The sequence below is a fragment of the Streptomyces sp. NBC_01478 genome, from assembly GCF_036227225.1.
Taxonomy (GTDB): Bacteria; Actinomycetota; Actinomycetes; order Streptomycetales; family Streptomycetaceae; genus Streptomyces.
Window position 1 is genome coordinate 10,945,793 of record NZ_CP109444.1, and the last position, 19,153, is coordinate 10,964,945.

The window sequence follows — 19,153 nt, forward strand, 5'->3', positions numbered from 1 at the left end:
TCCATCGTGTCTCGCACGTCCGGTCTCATCCACCGGCGGACCCGCTCCGCTCGACCGCGACCTGGGAGACACGGTGAACCGATCAACCCCTCGTGCACGCATCGGCGTCGTCGGCGCCGGCATGGTCTTCGACGCCTACGCCCGGGGCCTTGCCTGGTACGGCGACCTGCCCGTCATCAGGATCGCCGACATCGACGTCGGCAGGGCCCGCGCCAAGGCCGAGCTCCACGGCATCCCCGCGTACGGCACGCCCGCCGAGCTCTACGCCGACCCGGACGTCGACGTCGTCGTCAACATCACGCCTCCCGTGGCCCATTGGGAGGTGACGCGTGACGCGCTCGCGGCCGGCAAGCACGTCTACAGCGAGAAGCCCCTCGCCGCGACGGTCACCCTGGCCCGCGAGAACCTGGCACAGGCAAAGGCGGCCGGCCGCGTCCTGGCCGGCGCCCCCGACACGTTCCTCGGCACGGCAGGGCAGACGGCACGCGCGGCCATCGACGGCGGCCTGATCGGCACGCCCTTCGCCGCCACGTCCTTCGTCCGCTCGTCCAAGGTCGAGGCCAAGCACCCCAACCCCGGTTTCTTCTTCCAGCCCGGCGGCGGCCCGACCCTCGACTGGGGCCCTTACCACGTGGCCGCCCTGGTCAACCTGCTCGGCCCCGTCGCCGAAGTCGTCGGCACCAGCACGATCCCGAGCCCGCGCATCACCGTGACCACCCCGAACCGCGTCGTCGACGAGGTCGAGGTGAATGTCCCCACGACCGTCGCCGCCATCCTCCGCACGACCTCCGGCGCGATCGTCTCCACCCTCTACAGCTTCGACATCTGGGACATGACCCTGCCCCACATCGAGGTCTACGGCACCGAGGGCACCCTGAACATCCCCGACCCGAACCGCCATGACGCCCCGGTCCTCATCAAGCGCCGTACGGACGCGGACTGGTCCGAACTCCCTCCGGTCATCCCGCCCACCCGCGCCCCGGAGGCCGGCCCCTTCCGCGGCCATGGCGTGAACGACCTCGTCGAGTCCCTGCGCGGTCAACCGCTGCGTGTCCCGGGCGAGTTCGCGCTGCACGTGCTCGAAGTGCTGGAAGCCATCGAGCAGTCGACGTTCGCCGCCGGAGCCCGGGCCATCACCAGCCGGGCCGAGCGGCCCGCGCCCGCGGCCCTCCCGCAGTCCGTCTCCGCCTGAACCTCCCTGTCCGAACCTCCTCCGGCCCCGCACGCCGGCACCGAACCCGTGCACCACCTCAATCGATCACGCATGACCTGAGAGGAATCACCATGCAGCGCAGAACCCGTGCAGTCGCGCTCGCGGCCGCGGCGATGCTGACAGGCGCCGGTGCCACGGCGTGCGGCGGCGGCTCCAGCTCCGCCTCCGGTGACAAGACCATCACCTACTGGGCGACCAACCAGAGCACCAGCCTCGACGCGGACAAGAAGGTCCTCCAGCCGGAGATCGACAAGTTCACCCAACAGACCGGCGTCAAGGTCAAGTTGGAGGTCATCCCCTCGGCCGACCTGCTCAACCGCATCCTCGCGGCGACGACCAGCGGCAAGGGCCCCGACGTACTGAACATCGGCAACACCTGGTCCGCGTCACTCCAGGCGACCGGAGCCTTCGTCGCGTGGGACAAGGAACTGCTGGCCAAGGTCGGCGGCGAATCCCGCTTCCTGCCCGCCGCGTTGAAGTCCACGGGCGCCACCGGCAAGGACCCGGCGAGCCTGCCGCTCTACACCAGTTCGTACGAACTCTTCTACAACAAGAAGCTGTTCAAGGCCGCGCACATCACCTCGCCGCCGAAGACGTGGAGCGAGTTCGTCGCCGACGCCAACAAACTCACCAAGGACACCAACAACGACGGCAAGACCGACCAGTGGGGTCTGGGTATGCAGGGAGCCTCGTCCTCGTTCGCCGCGCACTTCGCGTTCATCCTCGGCACCCAGCACGGTGCCGAGGTCTTCGACGGCCACACCCCGAAGTTCGACGACACGGGCATGGTCGACGGGATCGACCAGTGGCTGTCCTGGATCGGCAAGGACGGCATCGTCAACCCGTCCGACGCCGAGATGACCGACAAGGTCGCCCTCCTGCAGAACTTCGCGTCCGGCAAGGCCGGCATGATCCTCGCCCAGTCGTCGACCGGTCTGACGCTCGGCCAGTACAAGATGACGACGGCCGACTACGGCGTCGTCCCGGTACCGGCCCAGGACCCGGCGGTCGCCGGTGGCAAGGACATCGGCTCGTTCGTCGGAGGCATCAACGTGGCGGTCTTCAAGAACACCGGGAACCTCGAAGGCTCCACCCAGTTCGTGAAGTTCCTGACCAGCGCCAAGGAGCAGGTGTACCTCAACAAGACCTACGGGACGCTGCCCTCGGTCACGGACGCCAAGGACCCGGCGTTCGACACCCCGACGCTGGCAGTGGCCCGGCAGACGCTCGACTCCCGGGCCGTACCGCTCCCGCAGATCGCCGAGGAATCCCAGTTCGAGACCCTGGTCGGCCAGGCGATGAGCTCCTTCGCCGCGCAGACCGCGACCGGAAAGCAGCCCGGCAAGGCCAAGATCAAGAGTGAGATGACCGCGGCCGACCAGAAGCTCGAAGCCGGCAACTAGGAGCAGGACGATGGCAGTCATCAGTCCTTCCGGGACCCGCGAGAGCCCCGGGACCCCGGACACACCGAAACAGTCCGTGCGAGGCGGCCGCTTCCGGGGGCGCGGCCGCCGCTGGATCCCGTACGCTTTCCTGCTCCCCGCCCTGGCCCTCGAAGTGATCGTCCACTTCGTGCCCATCGTTCTCGGTGTGGCGATGAGCGGCCTGCGCGTGACGCAGTACCAGATCAGCCACTGGTGGGAGGCGCCCTTCACCGGCCTCGGGAACTTCGGGATCGTCCTGGACTTCGACGGCCCCACCGGCAAGTCCCTGGCCCAGTCCTTCTTCGTCACCCTCGGCTTCACGGCCGTGGTCCTGTCCGGGGCCTGGATCGTCGGCATGGCGGCGGCGCTCGCACTCCAACGCGCCTTCCGCGGCCGGGGGTTGCTGCGGACGCTGTTCCTCGTGCCGTACGCACTGCCCGCGTACACCGCGGTCATCACCTGGCGTTTCATCTTCCAGCGCGACAACGGCATGCTCAACCACCTGCTCGGCCAGCTCGGGTTGATCGACTCCAACCCGTTCTGGCTGATCGGCCACAACGCCTTCTGGGCCGAGTGCGTCGTCGCGATCTGGCGGATGTGGCCCTTCGCCTTCCTGATCCTCATGGCCGGCATGCAGGCGATCCCGGGCGAGGTCTACGAGGCGTCGAGCATCGACGGAGCGGGCCCCTGGCGGCAGTTGCAGATGATCACCCTGCCGCTGCTGTCCTCGGTCAACAAAGTGCTGGTCCTCGTGATGTTCCTGCACACCTTCAACGACTTCAGCACCCCGTACATCCTGTTCGGCGGCTCGGCCCCGCCGGCCGGGGACCTGATCTCGGTGCACATCTACCAAAGCTCGTTCGCCACCTGGAACTTCGGCCTCGGCTCGGCCATGAGCGTGCTGCTCCTGCTGTTCCTGGCAGTGGTCAGCGCCTGCTATCTCGCCTTCACCCGGAGGACCGGCCATGAATCATGACACCCCGGGCTACCGGGCTTTCCGGTACGTCACACTCACCCTGCTGTCGGTGTTCGTCCTGGCCCCGCTGTACGTCATGCTCGCCTCGTCGCTGAAGACGCTCCCCGACGTGCAGGGCGAGTTCACCTGGTTCCCGTCGTCGCCGACGATCCAGTCCTTCATCGACATCTGGCACACCGTGCCGCTGGCCCAGTACTTCGTCAACTCCCTGATCGTGGCCGTGTCCGCGACAGTGCTGTCGGTACTGGTGGCGGTCTTCGCCTCCTACGCGCTGAGCCGCTGGAAGTTCCCCGGCAGCGGAAGTTTCAAGTCGGCGGTGCTCGCCACCCAGATGTTCCCCGGCATCCTCTTCCTGCTGCCGCTGTACCTGCTCTTCGTCTACGCCGACCAGAACCTCGGCACCGACCTGGTGGGCACCCGCACCGGACTCGTCGTCACCTACCTGACCTTCTCGCTGCCGTTCGCGGTGTGGATGCTGGTCGGGTACTTCGACACGGTGCCGCGCGACCTCGACGAGGCGGCGAAGGTCGACGGCGCCGGCCCGCTGCGCACCCTGCTGCAGATCATCGTGCCCGCCGCGACACCGGGAATCGTCGCCGTGTGCATCTACGCCTTCATGACCGCCTGGGGCGAGGTGCTCTTCGCCTCGGTCCTCACCGACACCCAGAGCCGCACCCTCGCCGTAGGCCTGCAGGCCTACTCCACCGAGGCGAACGTCTACTGGAACCAGGTCATGGCCGCCTCCCTGGTCGTGTCCCTCCCGGTGGTCGCCGGGTTCCTCCTGCTCCAGCGCTTCCTCATCACCGGCTTCACCGCCGGCGCGGTGAAGTGACCAACCGGCCCCGACAGATTGGACCTTGGCATGCCGGCCATCGGCTTGCAGCTCTACACGTTGATGAACGTCCTGGAGGACCGTCCCGCCACCCTCGCCAGGATCGCCGACCTCGGGGTGACCGCGGTGGAACCCTTCCGTCTCGGCCGCAACGAACTGCCCCGTGCCGCGCGCCTGGCCGAGGCCCGCTCGCTGAGGGCCGACATCGACGCCGCCGGTCTCACCGTCTCCTCCACCCACGCCCGCCTGCCCGACGCGGACGATCCCGGCTGGTTCTTCGAGGAGATGGCCGAGGCCGGCGTGCCCATCGCCATCGCGTCGACTCCCGAGGCGCTCCCCGGGTTCACCCGCGACGCCCTGGTCTCGGCCGACGGAGTGCGCCGGTACGCCGACCGGTTCAACGCCCTGGCCAAGGCCGCGGCGGTCCACGGCCTGCGGGTCGGATACCACAACCACTACTGGGAGTGGACCCGGCTCGACGACGGCCGCTACGGCTACGACGTGCTGTGGGACGCCCTCGACCCGTCGATCGTCGCCGAGGTCGACCTCTACTGGGCACAGACCGCCGGCCAGGTCCCCGCCGACGTGGTCGCCAGGCTCGGCGAACGCGTCGAACTCGTCCACGTCAAGGACGGCCCGGCGGTCCGCGGCGAACCCCAAGTCGCCGCCGGACAGGGCTCGGTGGCCCTGGCGGACGCGCTCGACGCCGGCCGGGACTCGATCCGGGTGCACATCATCGAGGCGGACGGGATCGCCGAAGGGGCCGACATCTTCGACCTGGTCGCGGAGAGCGTGGCCTGGCTGAAGGCGCGGCGCACCGCGGCGGGCTCGCCGACGACCGTGGTGTGAAGGCGGTCCCGCGCTCGCCGTGTGGACGGTCGGCGCGGGACCTTTGACGATCGACTCAGCGAACCGTGAGTTTCCACAGGTGGTCGGCGGTGCCGTTGTCGGACCACTGCAGGACCTGGGCGCCGGAGGTGGTGCTCATCTGGTCGACGCCGAGCAGGAGCCCGCTGTTGTAGTTGGCGATCTTGGCGTAGCCGTCGCGGGCCGGGATGATCTGCCAGAGGTGGTCGGCGGTGCCGTTGTCACCCCAGATCAGGGCGGTGCCGCCGTTGCCGGTGCCCGCGTTGGTGATGCCGAGGAGCAGGCCGCTCTTCTGGTTGACGATCTTGTAGAGGCCCTGGCCGGCGGCCACGAGGGTCCAGTTCTGGTCGGTGCCGGTGGTGGACGTGGCCTGGACGACCGAAGTGCCTTGTGCGGTGGCCGCGTTGAGGGTGTCCAGGGCGAGGCCGCTGTTCTTGTTGGTGATCTGGTAGCGCCCGGCCAAGGACGTCGAGGTGCCGCTGGGGGTGATCGTCAGGTGGTAGCCGTCGGCGGCGTTCATCGTGACCGGCACGGTGATGGAGCCGTTCGAGACGGAGTAGTCCGTGTCCGAGATGGTGATCGGGCCCGGGGAAGCCGTGGTGCGGCCCGTGTCGGGGCTGTACTCCAGCTTGACGTGGACGGTGCTGCCGTAGGCCGACAGGGAGGAGAGCCCGTTGACCGTGACGGCGCAGGAGCCGGTGCAGCCGCCGGCGACGACGCTGATCTGGTTGCCCGCGCCGTTGAGGGAGGCGAGACCGTCGATGCCGGTCTGGGCGGGCGGTGTTGTGGTGAGCATGTTCCCGGACATGGCGCCGTACCACTTGTACGTCCAGTAGGAGCCGTTGGGCGAGCCGCCGGTGTCGGTCAGGGTGTCGCCGAGGGTGCCGTAGTGGTTCCAGAAGGCCAGCTCGGCGTCGCGGACGCCCGCGCGCTCGAACTTGGCGGCGTAGCCGATGAGTGCACCGGAGTTGCCCATTTCGGTGGGCGTGCCGTACTCCTCGATGTCGATCGGACGCGGGCTGATGCCGAGGCTGCTCTCCAGCGAGCGGTAGGCCGCGACATGGGCGGCGATGCCGCTGCTGCCCTGGAGCTCGTGCCAGGCGATGACGTCGGGGACCGTGCCGCTGGCCTTGGCGTCGGTGAGGAAGGTGGTCATCCAGGACTGGTTCCACGCCGAGTAGCTCGGGCCCTGGATCGGGGTGGTGGTGTCCTTGGCGCGGACCTCCTTGAACGTACGGGCCCAACCGGCGTCGAAGGCACCGGCGTTGGTTGTGTCCCAGGTCCAGTCCGGCTCGTTCCAGAGCTCGTATGCGCTGATGTTGGTGGCACCGGAGGACTTCACCGCGGCGACCTGCTGGTCGACCGCCGCGAGCCAGTTGCTCCAACTCACCCACTGGTAGGGGAAGTTCGGATACCAGTCCGGCATCCGTACGACGACCTTGGCCCCCGCGGCCGCGGCCTTCGGGGCGACGACCAGGGAGTCACCCGCGGGCGCGGGCTCTCCGTTGGGGAGTTGGCTGCCGCCGGGCGCCATCTGGACGAAGGTGTTGGGCTTCAGGGCCTGTACGAGGCTGTCGGCGGGGGTGCTCGCAGTGGCGAGGCCGTAGAGGCTGCCCGTGCCGACGTGGGTGACGGAGCGCAGGTTCTGCGCGGCGTTGACGACCAAGGTGGTGGCCGACGTGGGGCTGGCCTGGGCGGGTGCGCCCGTCAGGGCGATGGCGGTGGCGGCCAGGGAGGTGGCCAGCACGGTGGCGCCGACGCGGCCTAGGGGCGCTCTGGAACGGTGACGGTGGCTCAGGTATGACATCAGCGGCTCTCCTGAGGAAGGGAGGGGGACTTGCTCGATGCGATGCGATGCGATGCGATGCGATGCGATGCGATGCGATGCGATGCGGAGGCGGCTCGGGGAGGCGTCGGCGGCCCGCGGCCCCGCCCGACCGGTGGGCCCGGGACGGCCGGCACCGTTGATCAGTCCTTGACCGCGCCTGCGGTCACGCCCGCGGCCACATAACGCTGGGCAAGGACGAGGAGGACGGCCGCCGGGATCGACGCGACGACGGCGGTGGCCATGATCGCGTTCCACTCCTGGTTGTTGTTGCCGATGTACTTGTAGATGCCGAGGGTGATCGGCCGCCAAGTGCCGCCGCCGTCAAGGGTGTTGGCGAAGACGAAGTCGGACCAGGCCCAGAGGAAGCTGAAGAGCGCCACGGTGACGACCGCGTTGCGGCTGACCGGCAGCACGACGGACCGGAAGGTGCGCCACGTGCCGGCGCCGTCGATACGGGCCGCGGAGATCAGCTCGCCGGGGATGCCCGACATGAAGGCCGTGAAGATCATCACGCCGAACGGCACGGCGATGGTGGAGTCCGCGATGATCAGCCCCCACCAGGAGTTGAGCAGGCCGAGGTCGAGGAAGATGCCGTAGAAGCCCATGGCCATGACGATGCCGGGGATCATCTGGGCGACCAGCAGGGCGAGTCCGAGGGTTCCGCCGCCCAGCGGGCGCAGTTTGGCCAGGGCGAAGCCGGCCGGGGCGGCGAGGACCAGGGTGAGGGCGACCGTGCCCAGGCCGATGAGCAGGCTGGTGCCGAGGTAGGGCATCTGGTCGTTCAGGACGGCCCGGTAGCCCTCGAAGGTGGGGTGCAGGGGCAGCAGATCGGGTGGGCTCTTGCGCATGTCCTGCTGCGGGGTGAGTGACACGTTGATCATCCAGTACACCGGGAACAGCATCACGGCGGTCAGCAGGACGCCGATGACGGTGTAACGGCGCTTTCCCGTACGGGACTTCATGCTTCCTGCCTCCTCTGGACGCGGATGTAGAGCAGGCCGAAGACGAGCGCGATGAGGATGAGGATGTTGCCGACGGCCGCGCCGGGGCCGAACTTCGGCAGCAGCGTGCCGAAGCCGAGCTGGTACGACCAGGTCGCGAGGGTGGACGACGCGTCGCCCGGACCGCCCTTGGTCATGATCCAGATCAGGTCGAACACCTTGAGCGTGTAGACCAGCCCGAGGAGCAGGGTGATCGCCGACACCGGGCGCAGCAGCGGGAAGGTGATCCGCCGGAACTGCTGCCAGGCACCGGCCCCGTCCAGGGACGCGGCCTCGTACAACTCGGCGGGGATGTTCTGGAGCCCGCTGTAGAGGATGACGAGGTTGAACGGGATGCCGATCCAGATGTTCGCGATGACGACCGAAGTCAGCGCCCAGTCGGGCGAGTTGAGCCAGTCCACCGGGGACACGCCCACGAAGTGCAGGGCGTAGTTGATGACACCGGACTCGCTGTTGAACATCCACGACCAGGTCGAGGCCGACACGATCAGCGGCAGCAGCCAGGGGATCAGGAACAGGGCGCGCAGGGTCCCGGCGAGCCGGAAGTGCCGGTTGAAGAAGACCGCGAGGGCGAGCCCGGCCACGTACTGGAACGCGATCGACGCGAACGTGAAGATCACGGTGTGGCGCATCGCCGGGCCGAACGTGGGGTCGTCCAGGACGGTCCTGAAGTTGTCGAGGCCGGAGAAGGGCGCGTCGCCCTGCACGAACGACCGGACGGTGTAGTCGCGCAGGCTCAGGTCGAGGTTGCGGTAGAGCGGATAGAGGTAGAAGGCGGCGAGGTAGACGACCAGTGGGGCGATGAAGGCCAGCGCGGTGAGCCGGCTGCGACGGCGCTGCCGGCGCCGCAGGTCCGACGCGTCCGTCCGTTGTCCGGTGCCGGTCGCCCCGGACCTGGCCGGGGACCGCTGCGAGCGGCGGTCGACGCGGGCGATGGTCATGCGTACTCCTGGATGCGGGTGGCGTGTCAGGACGGGCGCGACGGCGATGCGGTTGCCGGAGGGGTTCGGAAGCCGGGGGTGTCAGCCCTTGCTCGCGGCCGTCTGAGCGGCGTCGAGGGCCGCCTGCGGGCTCTTGCCGCCCGACAGGGCGTTCTGCACGGCGGTCCACATCGGCTGGGAGATCGTCGGGTACTTGGTGCCCAGACCACCGCTGGTGCGGCCGCGCGCCGCGGCCACCGCGCCGACCCACGGCTTCAGCTCGGGGTTCTGCTTCACCTGTTGGGCCTGCACCTGGGCGGTGGGTGCCACGTACGTCAGGGTCGTGTCGGTGGTCAGCAGGTTCGTGGAGTTCGTCAGACAGGTGACGATCTTCTTGCTGGCGTCGTAGCGGGAGGTGTCCTTCTGCACCGGGACGGTGACGAACTCGCCGCCGGTCGGCACCGGTGCCGAACCGCCGTTCTGTCCGGGGATGTTGATGACGCCGTAGGCGAAGCCGGCCTTGTCGGCGTTACCGAGCTGCCAGGTGCCGTTCTCGCTGAACGCGTAGTCGCCGGTGGCGAACTCCTGCCAACTGGTGGTCTGGGTGTTCTGCAGTACGTCCTTCGGCGCGTATCCGCCGTCGACCCACTGCTTCCACAGTGACAGTGCGGCGACGCCCTTCGCCGAGTCGAGCTTGGTCAGGTCCCCGCCCGCGCCCCAGAACCAGGGCAGGAACTGGAAGCTGCCCTCCTCCGTGTTGATCGCGGAGAACGTGATGCCCTTCTTGCCCGCCGACTTGACCTTCTTCAGCGCCGCCGTGAGCGAGTTCCAGTCCTTGATGGACGCGGGGTCGACGTGGGCCGCGGTCAGGATCTTCTTGTTGTAGTAGAGCGCGAGGGTGTTGGCACCGATGGGCACTCCGTAGGAGGCGTTGTCGATGACGCCCGCGCCGAGGATGTTCTTCTGGATCGACGACGTGTCGAGGCCGAGGTCGCCGGTCTTGTTGAGGATGCCCGCCTCCACGAGCGTGGAGACGACCGGGTTGTCCACCAGCATCACGTCGGGGGCGTTGCCCTGCTGGGCGGCGAGCAGCGCCTTGTTGCCCAGGTCGGTGGTGTCCATGCTGGTGCGCTTGACCTTGACCCCGGCGTCCGTGCCGCACTTGGTGACGAGCTTGCCCCAGGCGGAGGAGGCGTCGAACTGGGGGTACGGGTCCCAGAAGTTGTACGTCCCGCCGGCCTTCCCGGAACCGGAGGCGGAGGAGTCGGAACCGCTGCCGCAGGCGGCGACAGCGGTGAGCGCGCCGACGGCGGCTATGGCGGTGAGGAGGGTGCGGCGGACGTTTCTCACGGTGACCTCGTTGTCTTGGTGCGGCTCGTAGGGAGGGGAAACGGGGGTCAGGAGGTGGGCAGCCAGACGCGCATGCCGCCGTCCTGGCGGTTGGCCCACGCGTAGTAGGGAATGGCGGTGAGCTCGACCGGCGCACCGTCCGTTTCCGGTGCCTCGCCGTCGGCGGCGGTGTACGGCCACCAGCCCGCGTCGGGGATGTGGCGCCGCCGGCCGACTGCCGTCACCGTCGTCACGCCGCCCAGCAGGTCGGGCCGATGCTGCACGGCGAGCGCACCGGTACGGTTCAGGACGATGTCGTCCAGGCCGCCGCCGGGGTTGTCCACCTGCTCCAGGCAGTAGACGAGCGGCCCGCGCTCGATGGCCACGCAACCGCGCGCGGCGTCCACGCGAGGGTCGGCCGCGGTCAGGCGTGGCGCGAGGGCGAGTTCGAGAACGACCCGGTCGCCTGGTGCCCAGGTGCGCTCAAGCCGTAGCCAGCCGTCGGCCACGGGGGCGTCGGTCTGGTCGTACTCCGTGTCCCCGCACCGCACCCGGTACTCGGCGCACCACTGCGGGACGCGCAGCGAGAGGGTCCAGGGGCGGTCGGCCGGGGACTCCTCGACGGTCAGGCCGATCGCACCCTGCCACGGGTACTCGGTCTCGACGCTCACCGCGACCGAGGTGCCGTCGAGGTCGCCCGTGTAACGACCGGTGGTGTACTGGTGGATCTGGAGTCCGCCGGTGTCGCTGGTGGCGAGATAGTGTTCCAGCGAGGCCAGCAGCCGCATCACGTTCGGCGGGCAGCAGGCGCAGCGGAACCAGCGGGTGCGGCGGGCCGACTGGTCGCCGCCCGGGTCGGTGTGGCCGTCGCGGACCTGGAGCGGATTGACGTACAGCCAGCTCTCGCCGTCGAGCGACACCCCGGCCAGAAAGCCGTTGTACAGGGTGCGTTCGATCAGGTCGGAGTAGCGGGCCTCGCCGGTGAGCAGGGCCATCCGCCAGCTCCACTGGACGGAGGCGATGGCGGCGCAAGTCTCGCAGTAGGCACGCTCGTTGGGGAGTTCGTAGGGGTCGCCGAAGTCCTCCTCGTCGTGGTGAGCGCCGAGACCGCCGGTGAGATGGGTCTTGGTGGTGGTCATCGCCCGCCACAACCGTTCGCCCGCCGCCCGGAGTTCGGCGTCCCCGGTCTCGGTCGCCAGATCGGTGGCGGCGGCCAGCAGGTACAACTGCCGTACGGCGTGGCCCTCCACGGTGTCCGCCGCGCGCAGCGGCACCCGGTCCTGGCAGTACGCCTCACCGCCCAGCAGGCCGTGGCCGAACCGGTCGACGAAGTAGCCGGCCAGCTCGAGGTAGCGGCGCTCACCGGTCTCCCGGTACAGCTCCACCAGCGCGGTCTCGACCTCGGGGTGGCCGTCGATGCCGTCGATCTCCTTGCCGCTGCCGGGAAGGCCGAACACGGAGTCGATGTGGTCGGCGAACTTGCGCGCCACGTCCAGGAGTTGGGGCCGACCGGTGGCCCGGTGGTGAGCGACGGCCGCCTGGATGAGATGACCGGCGCAGTACAGCTCGTGACCCCAGCGCAGGTCCTTGTACCGCTCGCCTCCCTTGAGCAGTTGGAACCACGTGTTCAGATAGCCGTCGGGCTGCTGCGCGCCGGCGACCAGGGCCACGATCCGGTCGACCTCCGACTCCAGTTCGCCGTCCGGCTGTTGGGCGAGTTGCCAGGCGGCGGCCTCCAGCCACTTGTAGACGTCCGTGTCCACGAACGGGTACGCGCCCCGGAACTCGCCCTCCGCCGTGCCCGCCGCCAGCCGCAGGTTGTGCAGATTCCCCGCCGACTCCAGCAGCCCGGGGCCCTGCGGGAGCGAGACACGTGCGTTCACCTCGCGCCGGGTGCTCCAGAAGCCGGCGCGCACCTCGACCGCGGCAGGCGCGAGTGCGGCCTTGGCGCCCGGTCCGAGACGTACCGGCCCGGTGGAAGTGCCTGTCCGTCCGGACGGGGCCGAGGCCGCGGAGGAAAGCGCGGTGGAACGTGGGCGGGGCATGGCTCTCCGAAGGCGTAGGTGGGAAGCAAGTCGGGACCCGACGCATGAGGGCGTCATGGCGTCCCGGAGATCGGACGGGCGTTGCTCCGTCTCTCGAACCCGCTAAGGAAAACGTTTTTCTGCCGGGAAAGGTAGGAAGGGGTGCGCGGGTGCGTCAAGAGGTACGCCCAAATATCTTCGTCGCCTGCTTGGGACTGGCCTGCCGCCGCGAAGGGTGCCAGGATGTTTCTGCAGACGTCATCTAGGAAAAGGGTTGCGCGTGACCGTCGTTCCCAGTCCTCCGCCCACCGGGCGGGCGAAGCTTACCGACGTTGCCAGACTGGCCGGTGTCAGTGTCGGGACGGCCTCGAAGGCGCTGAACGGCAGTGGCAGCATGCGCCCGGAGACCCGGCAGCGGGTCCTGGACGCCGTGGAAGAGCTCGACTTCCGCCCCAACCAGCAGGCGCAGAGTCTGCACACCGGCCGTAGTTGGACCGTCGGGTTGATGACCACGGACGGCATCGGTCGTTTCAGCACGCCCGTCCTCCTCGGGGCCGAGGACGCGCTCGGCGCCGGAAAGATCTCCGTGCTGCTGTGCGACACCCGAGGCGACGCCATCCGCGAGCAGCACCACCTGAGCAACCTCATGGGCCGCCGGGTCGACGGCATCATCGTGACCGGCCGACGGACCGACCCGCGCCCGCCGTTGAAAGGCGTCGAACCGATTCCGACGGTCTACGCACTCTCGCCGTCCACCGATCCGGACGACATCTCCGTCGTGTCCGACGACCGGAGCGGCGCCCATCTGGCCATCGAGCACCTGCTGGCCGCCGGCCGCACCCGCATCGCGCACATCACCGGCCCGGCCCACCACGCGGCCGCCCGCGACCGCGCCCACCACACCCTCGAACTGCTCCAGCACTCCGCCATGGAACTCGCCACCGGCCGGGTGCATTTCGGGGAGTGGAGCGAGGCGTGGGGCCGCCGCGCCGCCGAAGCGGTACTGCGCACCGCACCGGACACGGACGCCTTCTTCTGCGGCAACGACCAGATCGCCAGAGGCGTCGCCGACGCGCTCCGCGAGAACGGCCTGGACGTCCCCGGCAGGGTGTCGATCGTGGGCTACGACAACTGGGACGTCATGGCGCTGGCCTCCCGTCCGCCCCTCACCACGATCGACACGGACCTCTCCGAGATCGGCCGACGGGCCGCCCTTTTGCTGCTGGACGCCATCGGCTCCGAGCCGGCGCCCGGGCTGCACACCGTTCCCTGTCGTCTCGTGGTCCGCGAATCGACGTGAGCTGTTGGGCGAGGTCTTCCGTGGTCGCCGGAGGGCTGATCACCGCCGCCGTGTGCGACTACCGGGTCGCCGTCGCCGACGGATCAGCGCGCCTCGGTCTCAACGAGGTGCCGATCGACATTCCGATGCCCGCGGTGTACGTCCGCATGCTCGCGCACACCTGGGGCGAGCCGGTCGCCGCCCGCACCTGCCTGCTCGGGGAGATCTTCACCCCGGATCAGGCTCACGCCCTGGGCATGGGGCACGAGTTGGCCCCGGCGGGGGAGCTGCTGAAGCGTGCCATCGCCGTCGCCGAGCGGACACACGACGACTGCGTCGAGCAGTACGCGTTCACCGAGCGGGTATGCCAGGCAGCCGCGCCGCGCGACATCGCCGAGCTCGCCGACCCGCTCGACACCGAACTCCCCGCCGGCATGACGAGCGACCGGGCCCGCCACGCCCACCGGCGCTACTTGCAGGAACTCAAGGGGTGCCCGGCCGAGTGGTGAGCCACGTCCGGGGACGTACACCTCAACTTGCGTTCCCCGCAGGGAGGTTGCCGATGGACGACGGGAACGGCGACGGGCGGTGCGGGCTACCTGAGATACGGCGCTGTCGCGACCGCGTGCCTCGCTGGGTGACCGAGGACGGCGGACCGGCCCGGCTGACCGGGCGCGGTCCTGTACTCCTGCACTCTTGTATCCGGTGTATCCGGTGTATCCGGTAGGGGAGTTGGCCCTAGACGGCGGCCGCGGCGGCGTGCAGGTTCTTGGCGGCCAGGGCCAGCCCCTCGGTCTGGGAGTAGGCGGCGTCCTCGTGCTCGATGTTGACGGCCATGTCCGGGTCGACCTCGGCGAGAGCGCGCAGGAACTCCGTCCAGTACGCGACGTCATGGCCGACGCCGACGGCGACGAACTTCCACGCCGGGTTCTCGGGCCAGGAGTTGCACCAGAAGCCGTAGCCGGTCGGCACCTTGTCGGGTGCGTCGGCCGGCACGCGGGTGAACGAGGTGTCCAGCACACCGCGGATGTCGGCGCCGGGGCAGAGCGTCGCGTCCTTGGCGGCGGCGTGGAACACCAGCGGGCCGAGCCACTTGATGGAGGCGACGATGTCCATGCCCTGCCACATCAGGTGCGAAGGGTCCATCTCCGCACCGACGTTGGTCGCGCCGGTCGCGTCGACGAGGCGCTTCAGGGTGACCGGGGAGAAGACGAGGTTGTGCGGGTGCATCTCGATGGCGACCCGGACGTCGTTCTCCCGGGCCAGCGCGTCGATCTCCTTCCAGAACCCGACCGCCACGTCCCACTGGTAGTCCAGGACGTCCATGTAGACGCCGTCCCACGGATTCACCACCCAGGAGGGGTACTTGGCGTCCGGGTCGGAGCCCGGTGTGCCCGACATCGTGACCACGTGCCGCACCCCGAGCAGCCCCGCGAGGCGGATCGTACGGCGCAGGTCGTCCGCGTGCTTCGGGCCGACCCCGGGGAGCGGGTTGAGCGGATTCCCGTTGCAGTTGAGGCCGGTCAGCTCCATCCCGCGGTCGGCGAAGCTCGCCAGGTATTCCTCGCGCGCCGTCGCCGAGGACAGCAGCAGGTCGACCGGGCAGTGCGGGGAGGGGATGAACCCGCCGGTGTTGACCTCGACGGAGGTCAGGCCGTTCTCCTTGAGGATGTCGAGGGCCTCGGCCAGCGGGCGGTCGTGCAGACAGGCGGTGTAGGCGCCGAGCTTGAGGGACATGCGGGTGCTCCTTGGATGGGTGCGGGGGGTCAGACGGCGGCCGGGACGGTGACGGCGGTGCCGCCGGCCTGCGAGGACTCGACGATCGCGCGGATGATCTCCATGGTCCGCAGTCCCTCGGCGAACGAGGCGCAGGCCGGGAGCGGTTCAGCGACCCCCGCGACCTGGTCGAGGAACGCCCTTGCCTGGTAGGTGAAGTTGTCGGCGTTGCTCGCGCCCACGCCCGGCGCCTCCATCGGCACCCCGCCCGCGAAGTACGGCAGTTGGGGACCGGCGATGATCTGCCGGGCACCGCGGGTACGGACGTCGGGCTGGGCGTCGTCGAAGAGGTACTCGGCCGGTCGGTGCTGGTCGAACGCGGCCCGCCCGCCGACCCCGAGGACGTCGAAGGCGAGCCCGTTGGGCAGCCCGAAACCGGTACGGGTGACGGAGAAGGTACCTACGAGCCCGGACTCGAAACGGGCCGTGAAGGACGCGGTGTCCTCGTTCTCCACCTCGCCGAACTCGTCGGAGACGGGAGCGGCGTTGTGCCCGACGACCGCGCCGAGCGGCAGCGGACGCTTCGCGATCTGCGTGGACAGCGTGGCACCGGAGACCGAGGCGATGGGACCGGCGACGTACTCGGCAACGTCGATGACATGCGAGCCGACATCGCCGAGCGCGCCGGAACCGGCACCCCCCTTGAAACGCCAACTCAGCGGCCCCCTGGGGTCGGTGGCGTAGTCGCACCAGTAACGTCCGCTGAACAGGGTGAGGTCACCCAGCTCGCCGCGCCGCACATGGTCGCGGATCGCGGCGATGCCGGGCGAGCGGCGGAAGGTGTACCCGACGGCGGTCACGACATCGGTGGACCGCTCCAACTCGGCCATCGCACGCGCGTCTTCGAGCGAGCCGGCCAGCGGCTTCTCGCACAGCACGTGCTTCCCGGCGGCGACCAGCGCCTCGGCGATCGGCCGGTGCAGCGCGTTCCCGACGACGATGCTGACAGCGTCGATCGTCGGGTCCTCGGCGACGGCCTCCCAGCTCGGCAGTGCCTTGTCGAAGCCGTAGCGACGGGCGGCGTCCTCGGCGAGCGCGGTGTTGGCGTCGGCAATCGCGGCCAGCCGTACCGGCGGCAGTCCCGCTCCGAACACGGTGTTGGCGTTGCGGTATCCGGCGGCGTGGCTGCGGCCGGCCATACCGGCTCCGATCACCGCGACGGACAAGGGCTTGGCGGAGGAGGTCATGAAGGTGTCCCTTGAGAAAAGAGGTCAGTTGGGGGCGGGAAGGTCGAAGGCGGCCGGTGGCCGGCGGTTAGTGGCGACCGTGGTGCGGGTGCGGGTGCGGATGCCGAATTGGCGCGCGGCCTCGCCGGAGACGGTGAACAGGGCGGTTCTGTCGCCGTACGGGTCGGTGTTCTCCTTGGGCCCGTACCGAGCGGAGAGTGAGCTCCGCTCGGTACGGGCGGGGGGCAGTGCGAACGTCCCACCGTTCGCACTGCGGACAAGGGCCTCCGACGCGCGCGGCAGATGCGCGCAGTCGGTGGCCGAGGCGAACACGCCTGTCCGGCCGGTGAGTTCGAGGGCCGAGCCGTCCGCGGTGACGGTGCGGGAGCCCGTCAGCGGCAGCACCAGGAACTCGGAGTCTCCGGTGGACAGGGCGTGCGCCTCGCCCGGCTTCAGGGTCAGGCTCCTGAAGTCGGAGCATCCCCGGCCCGCCGACGCGGGCGTGGCCAGGAGGTCGCAGGAGCCGTCGGCCAGGCCTACGCCCGTCCGGAGCGGATACATGTCCACTCCGACACGGCCCATGGTGAGCACTTCCAACGGCACTTCGCGATTCCCCTCGCTCCGGGCTCCCAGGGGAGAGGCTGGGATGGATAAAGCGCTTTAAGGGCGCTTACGGCGGAGCACGGCACCCGCGCCGAAAAGTCATGTCAACGGTTTGTTACGACGATGCGGCGAGGTACTCGTCGATCTTCGCGCGCATGAACAGCGAGGACTCCTTGGCCCGTTCCTCCCAGGCGAAGACGCACGCGGTCAGGGTGCCGTCGAAGCCGTTCTCCCGCAGGGCTCGGAACAACTCGCCGAAGTCGACCTCGCCCTCGCCCATGTCGAGATGCTGGTGGATCCGGGCCGTGGTGCCGGGCGGGTTGAGGATGTAGCGGTTGCCCGAGGACGCGGTGTGGTCGAACGCGTCGGCCAAGTGGACATGGGTGAGCAGATCGCCCGCGTGCCGGATGATGCCGGGGGCGTCGTCACCGATGTGGAAGGTGTGCGGGGCGCAGTAGAGGAAGCTGACGCTCGGGTGGTTGATGCCCCTGATGAAGTCGACCGCCTGGTGGCCGTCCTCGATGAAGTCGTCGGGGTGCGGTTCCAGGGCCAGTCGGATGCCCTCCTGCTCGAAGAGGGGGAGGAGTTCGTCCATCGACTTCCAGAACTGGGCCTCGCTGCGGTCCGCTTCCTCGGGCCGGCCGTTGAACTCCGAGATCATGCTGGCCACGCCCAGCTCGGAGGCGATCTGGATCGACCGTTTCCAGTAGCGCACGGCGGCCTGCCGGGCGTCCTCGTCGGGGCCGGACCAGCGGAACAGCGGCAGCAGGGAGGAGATCCCGACGCCGGCCGCGTCCAGTGCCTTGCGGAACTTGCGCACGGTGGCGTCGTCCACCCGGGGGTGCCGGAAGAACGGGATGAAGTCCTCGCGGGGTGAGAGCTCGATCCACTCGTAGCCCAACTCGGCCACCACACCGGGTAGTTCGAGCAGCGGGACATGGCGGATCATGTACGGGTCGAGGGCGATCTTCATGGGGGAATGCCTTCGGGTGTAGGGGAGCGGGGGTGCGTCTGAAGCCGCCGTCAGCCGACTGTGAGTGTGGTCTTCTCGTCGGGGAGTTGTTCGGTGTCGAGGCCGCGGACCTGGGACAGCTCGTGTTTGAGTGCGGCGAGTTCGGTGCCGCCGGCCATGTGGTTGGTGAGTTCTTCCAGGGTGATCTCGCTGCGTTCGGCGGAGAGTTCCATGGTGCCCAGGCGCAGGACGCTGAAGTGGTCGCCGACCATGTAGGCGTGGTGCGGGTTGTGGGTGATGAAGATGACCCCGAGACCGCGTTCCCGCGCCGCCGCCACGTACTTCAGGACCACACCGGACTGTTTGACGCCGAGGGCGGCGGTGGGTTCGTCGAGGATGAGGACGCGGGCGCCGAAGTAGACGGCGCGGGCGATGGCGACGCACTGGCGCTGCCCGCCGGAGAGGGTGCCGATGGGCTGTTCCAGGTTGTCCAGGACGATGCCCATGTTGCGGAGTTCCTCGTCCGCGGTCTTCTTCATCCGCTCGATGTCGAGGCGGCGCAACGGCCAGGGGCCCTTGGTCATCTCCGAGCCGAGGAAGAAGTTGCGCCAGACCGGCATGAGCGGGACGACGGCCAGGTCCTGGTAGACGGTCGCGATACCCCGGTCCAGGGCCTGGCGGGGGGTGGTGAAGTGCACCGGCCCGCCGTCGACGAGGAACTCGCCCTCGGTGTGCTGGTGCAGCCCGGAGATGATTTTGATCAGGGTCGACTTGCCCGCGCCGTTGTCGCCCAGCACGCAGGTGACCTGGCCGGGGCGGACGGTGAGGTCGACGCCGTGCAGGGCGCGGACGTTGCCGTACGTTTTGCCCGCGTTGCGCAGTTGGACGATCGGCGCGTCCGCGTCGCTCGGCGCCGTGTCTTGGAGGATGGCGCCGTGAGTGCCGGATTCGTTGCTTGCCATG

The 19,153-nt window shown here is 69.2% G+C and carries 17 protein-coding genes; 7 read left to right on the forward strand and 10 right to left on the reverse strand.

Annotation, left to right across the window (positions count from 1 at the left end; translation table 11 throughout):
- Positions 1–73 precede the first annotated feature (73 nt).
- From OG223_RS48590 to OG223_RS48610, 5 genes are all read left to right on the forward strand, one after another.
- Positions 74–1,192 (forward strand): Gfo/Idh/MocA family protein, encoded by a 1,119-nt coding sequence (locus OG223_RS48590; RefSeq protein ID WP_329263686.1) that lies wholly within the window; start codon positions 74–76, stop codon positions 1,190–1,192.
- 92 nt (positions 1,193–1,284) lie between these two features.
- Positions 1,285–2,616, forward strand: a complete 1,332-nt coding sequence (locus OG223_RS48595) for an ABC transporter substrate-binding protein (RefSeq protein WP_329263687.1) — start codon at positions 1,285–1,287, stop codon at positions 2,614–2,616.
- 10 nt (positions 2,617–2,626) lie between these two features.
- On the forward strand, positions 2,627–3,613 hold the full coding sequence (locus tag OG223_RS48600) for a carbohydrate ABC transporter permease (RefSeq protein WP_329263689.1): 987 nt from the start codon (positions 2,627–2,629) through the stop codon (positions 3,611–3,613).
- Positions 3,603–4,445, forward strand: coding sequence for a carbohydrate ABC transporter permease (locus OG223_RS48605; protein WP_329263691.1), 843 nt, complete (start codon positions 3,603–3,605; stop codon positions 4,443–4,445). The genes OG223_RS48600 and OG223_RS48605 overlap by 11 nt, the downstream gene beginning before the upstream one ends.
- Positions 4,446–4,475: 30 nt before the next feature.
- A complete protein-coding gene (locus tag OG223_RS48610) occupies positions 4,476–5,294 on the forward strand; it encodes a sugar phosphate isomerase/epimerase family protein (protein ID WP_329263693.1) in 819 nt (272 codons plus the stop codon).
- 55 nt (positions 5,295–5,349) lie between these two features.
- Here the strand turns inward: OG223_RS48610 and OG223_RS48615 are convergent, their stop codons facing one another.
- The 5 genes from OG223_RS48615 to OG223_RS48635 form a co-directional block, all read right to left on the reverse strand.
- A complete protein-coding gene (locus OG223_RS48615; protein WP_329263694.1) occupies positions 5,350–7,119 on the reverse strand; it encodes an RICIN domain-containing protein in 1,770 nt (589 codons plus the stop codon).
- Between the two features lie 161 nt (positions 7,120–7,280).
- Positions 7,281–8,102, reverse strand: a complete 822-nt coding sequence (locus OG223_RS48620; RefSeq protein WP_329263696.1) for a carbohydrate ABC transporter permease — start codon at positions 8,100–8,102, stop codon at positions 7,281–7,283.
- A complete protein-coding gene (locus OG223_RS48625; RefSeq protein WP_329263698.1) occupies positions 8,099–9,082 on the reverse strand; it encodes a carbohydrate ABC transporter permease in 984 nt (327 codons plus the stop codon). The genes OG223_RS48620 and OG223_RS48625 overlap by 4 nt, the downstream gene beginning before the upstream one ends.
- 81 nt (positions 9,083–9,163) lie before the next feature.
- Entirely contained in the window at positions 9,164–10,411 is a 1,248-nt protein-coding gene (locus OG223_RS48630) for a sugar ABC transporter substrate-binding protein (protein WP_329263700.1), read from the reverse strand.
- Positions 10,412–10,458: 47 nt separating this feature from the next.
- Entirely contained in the window at positions 10,459–12,435 is a 1,977-nt protein-coding gene (locus OG223_RS48635) for a glycoside hydrolase family 127 protein (RefSeq protein ID WP_329263702.1), read from the reverse strand.
- A 259-nt stretch (positions 12,436–12,694) separates the two neighbouring features.
- Here OG223_RS48635 and OG223_RS48640 point away from each other — a divergent pair, with 259 nt between their 5' ends.
- Together OG223_RS48640 and OG223_RS48645 are read left to right on the forward strand one after the other, a co-directional pair.
- The gene (locus tag OG223_RS48640) at positions 12,695–13,714 is read left to right on the forward strand and encodes a LacI family DNA-binding transcriptional regulator (protein ID WP_329263704.1); all 1,020 of its coding nucleotides are present in this window, start codon (positions 12,695–12,697) and stop codon (positions 13,712–13,714) included.
- Between the two features lie 20 nt (positions 13,715–13,734).
- A complete protein-coding gene (locus OG223_RS48645; protein ID WP_329263706.1) occupies positions 13,735–14,202 on the forward strand; it encodes an enoyl-CoA hydratase/isomerase family protein in 468 nt (155 codons plus the stop codon).
- 229 nt (positions 14,203–14,431) lie between these two features.
- On the opposite strand, the gene OG223_RS48650 is transcribed toward OG223_RS48645, so the two are convergent.
- The 5 genes from OG223_RS48650 to OG223_RS48670 all read right to left on the reverse strand — a co-directional run bounded on the left by OG223_RS48650 (position 14,432) and on the right by OG223_RS48670 (position 19,152).
- Entirely contained in the window at positions 14,432–15,430 is a 999-nt protein-coding gene (locus OG223_RS48650; protein ID WP_329263707.1) for a sugar phosphate isomerase/epimerase family protein, read from the reverse strand.
- Positions 15,431–15,459: 29 nt separating this feature from the next.
- Positions 15,460–16,656, reverse strand: a complete 1,197-nt coding sequence (locus OG223_RS48655) for a Gfo/Idh/MocA family protein (protein WP_329263709.1) — start codon at positions 16,654–16,656, stop codon at positions 15,460–15,462.
- 24 nt (positions 16,657–16,680) lie between these two features.
- Complete coding sequence (locus OG223_RS48660; RefSeq protein WP_329263711.1) at positions 16,681–17,238, reverse strand: 5-deoxy-glucuronate isomerase; 558 nt, start codon at positions 17,236–17,238, stop codon at positions 16,681–16,683.
- 115 nt (positions 17,239–17,353) lie between these two features.
- Entirely contained in the window at positions 17,354–18,211 is an 858-nt protein-coding gene (locus OG223_RS48665; protein ID WP_329263713.1) for a sugar phosphate isomerase/epimerase family protein, read from the reverse strand.
- A 50-nt stretch (positions 18,212–18,261) separates the two neighbouring features.
- A complete protein-coding gene (locus tag OG223_RS48670) occupies positions 18,262–19,152 on the reverse strand; it encodes an ATP-binding cassette domain-containing protein (protein ID WP_329263715.1) in 891 nt (296 codons plus the stop codon).
- Position 19,153: the final 1 nt, after the last annotated feature.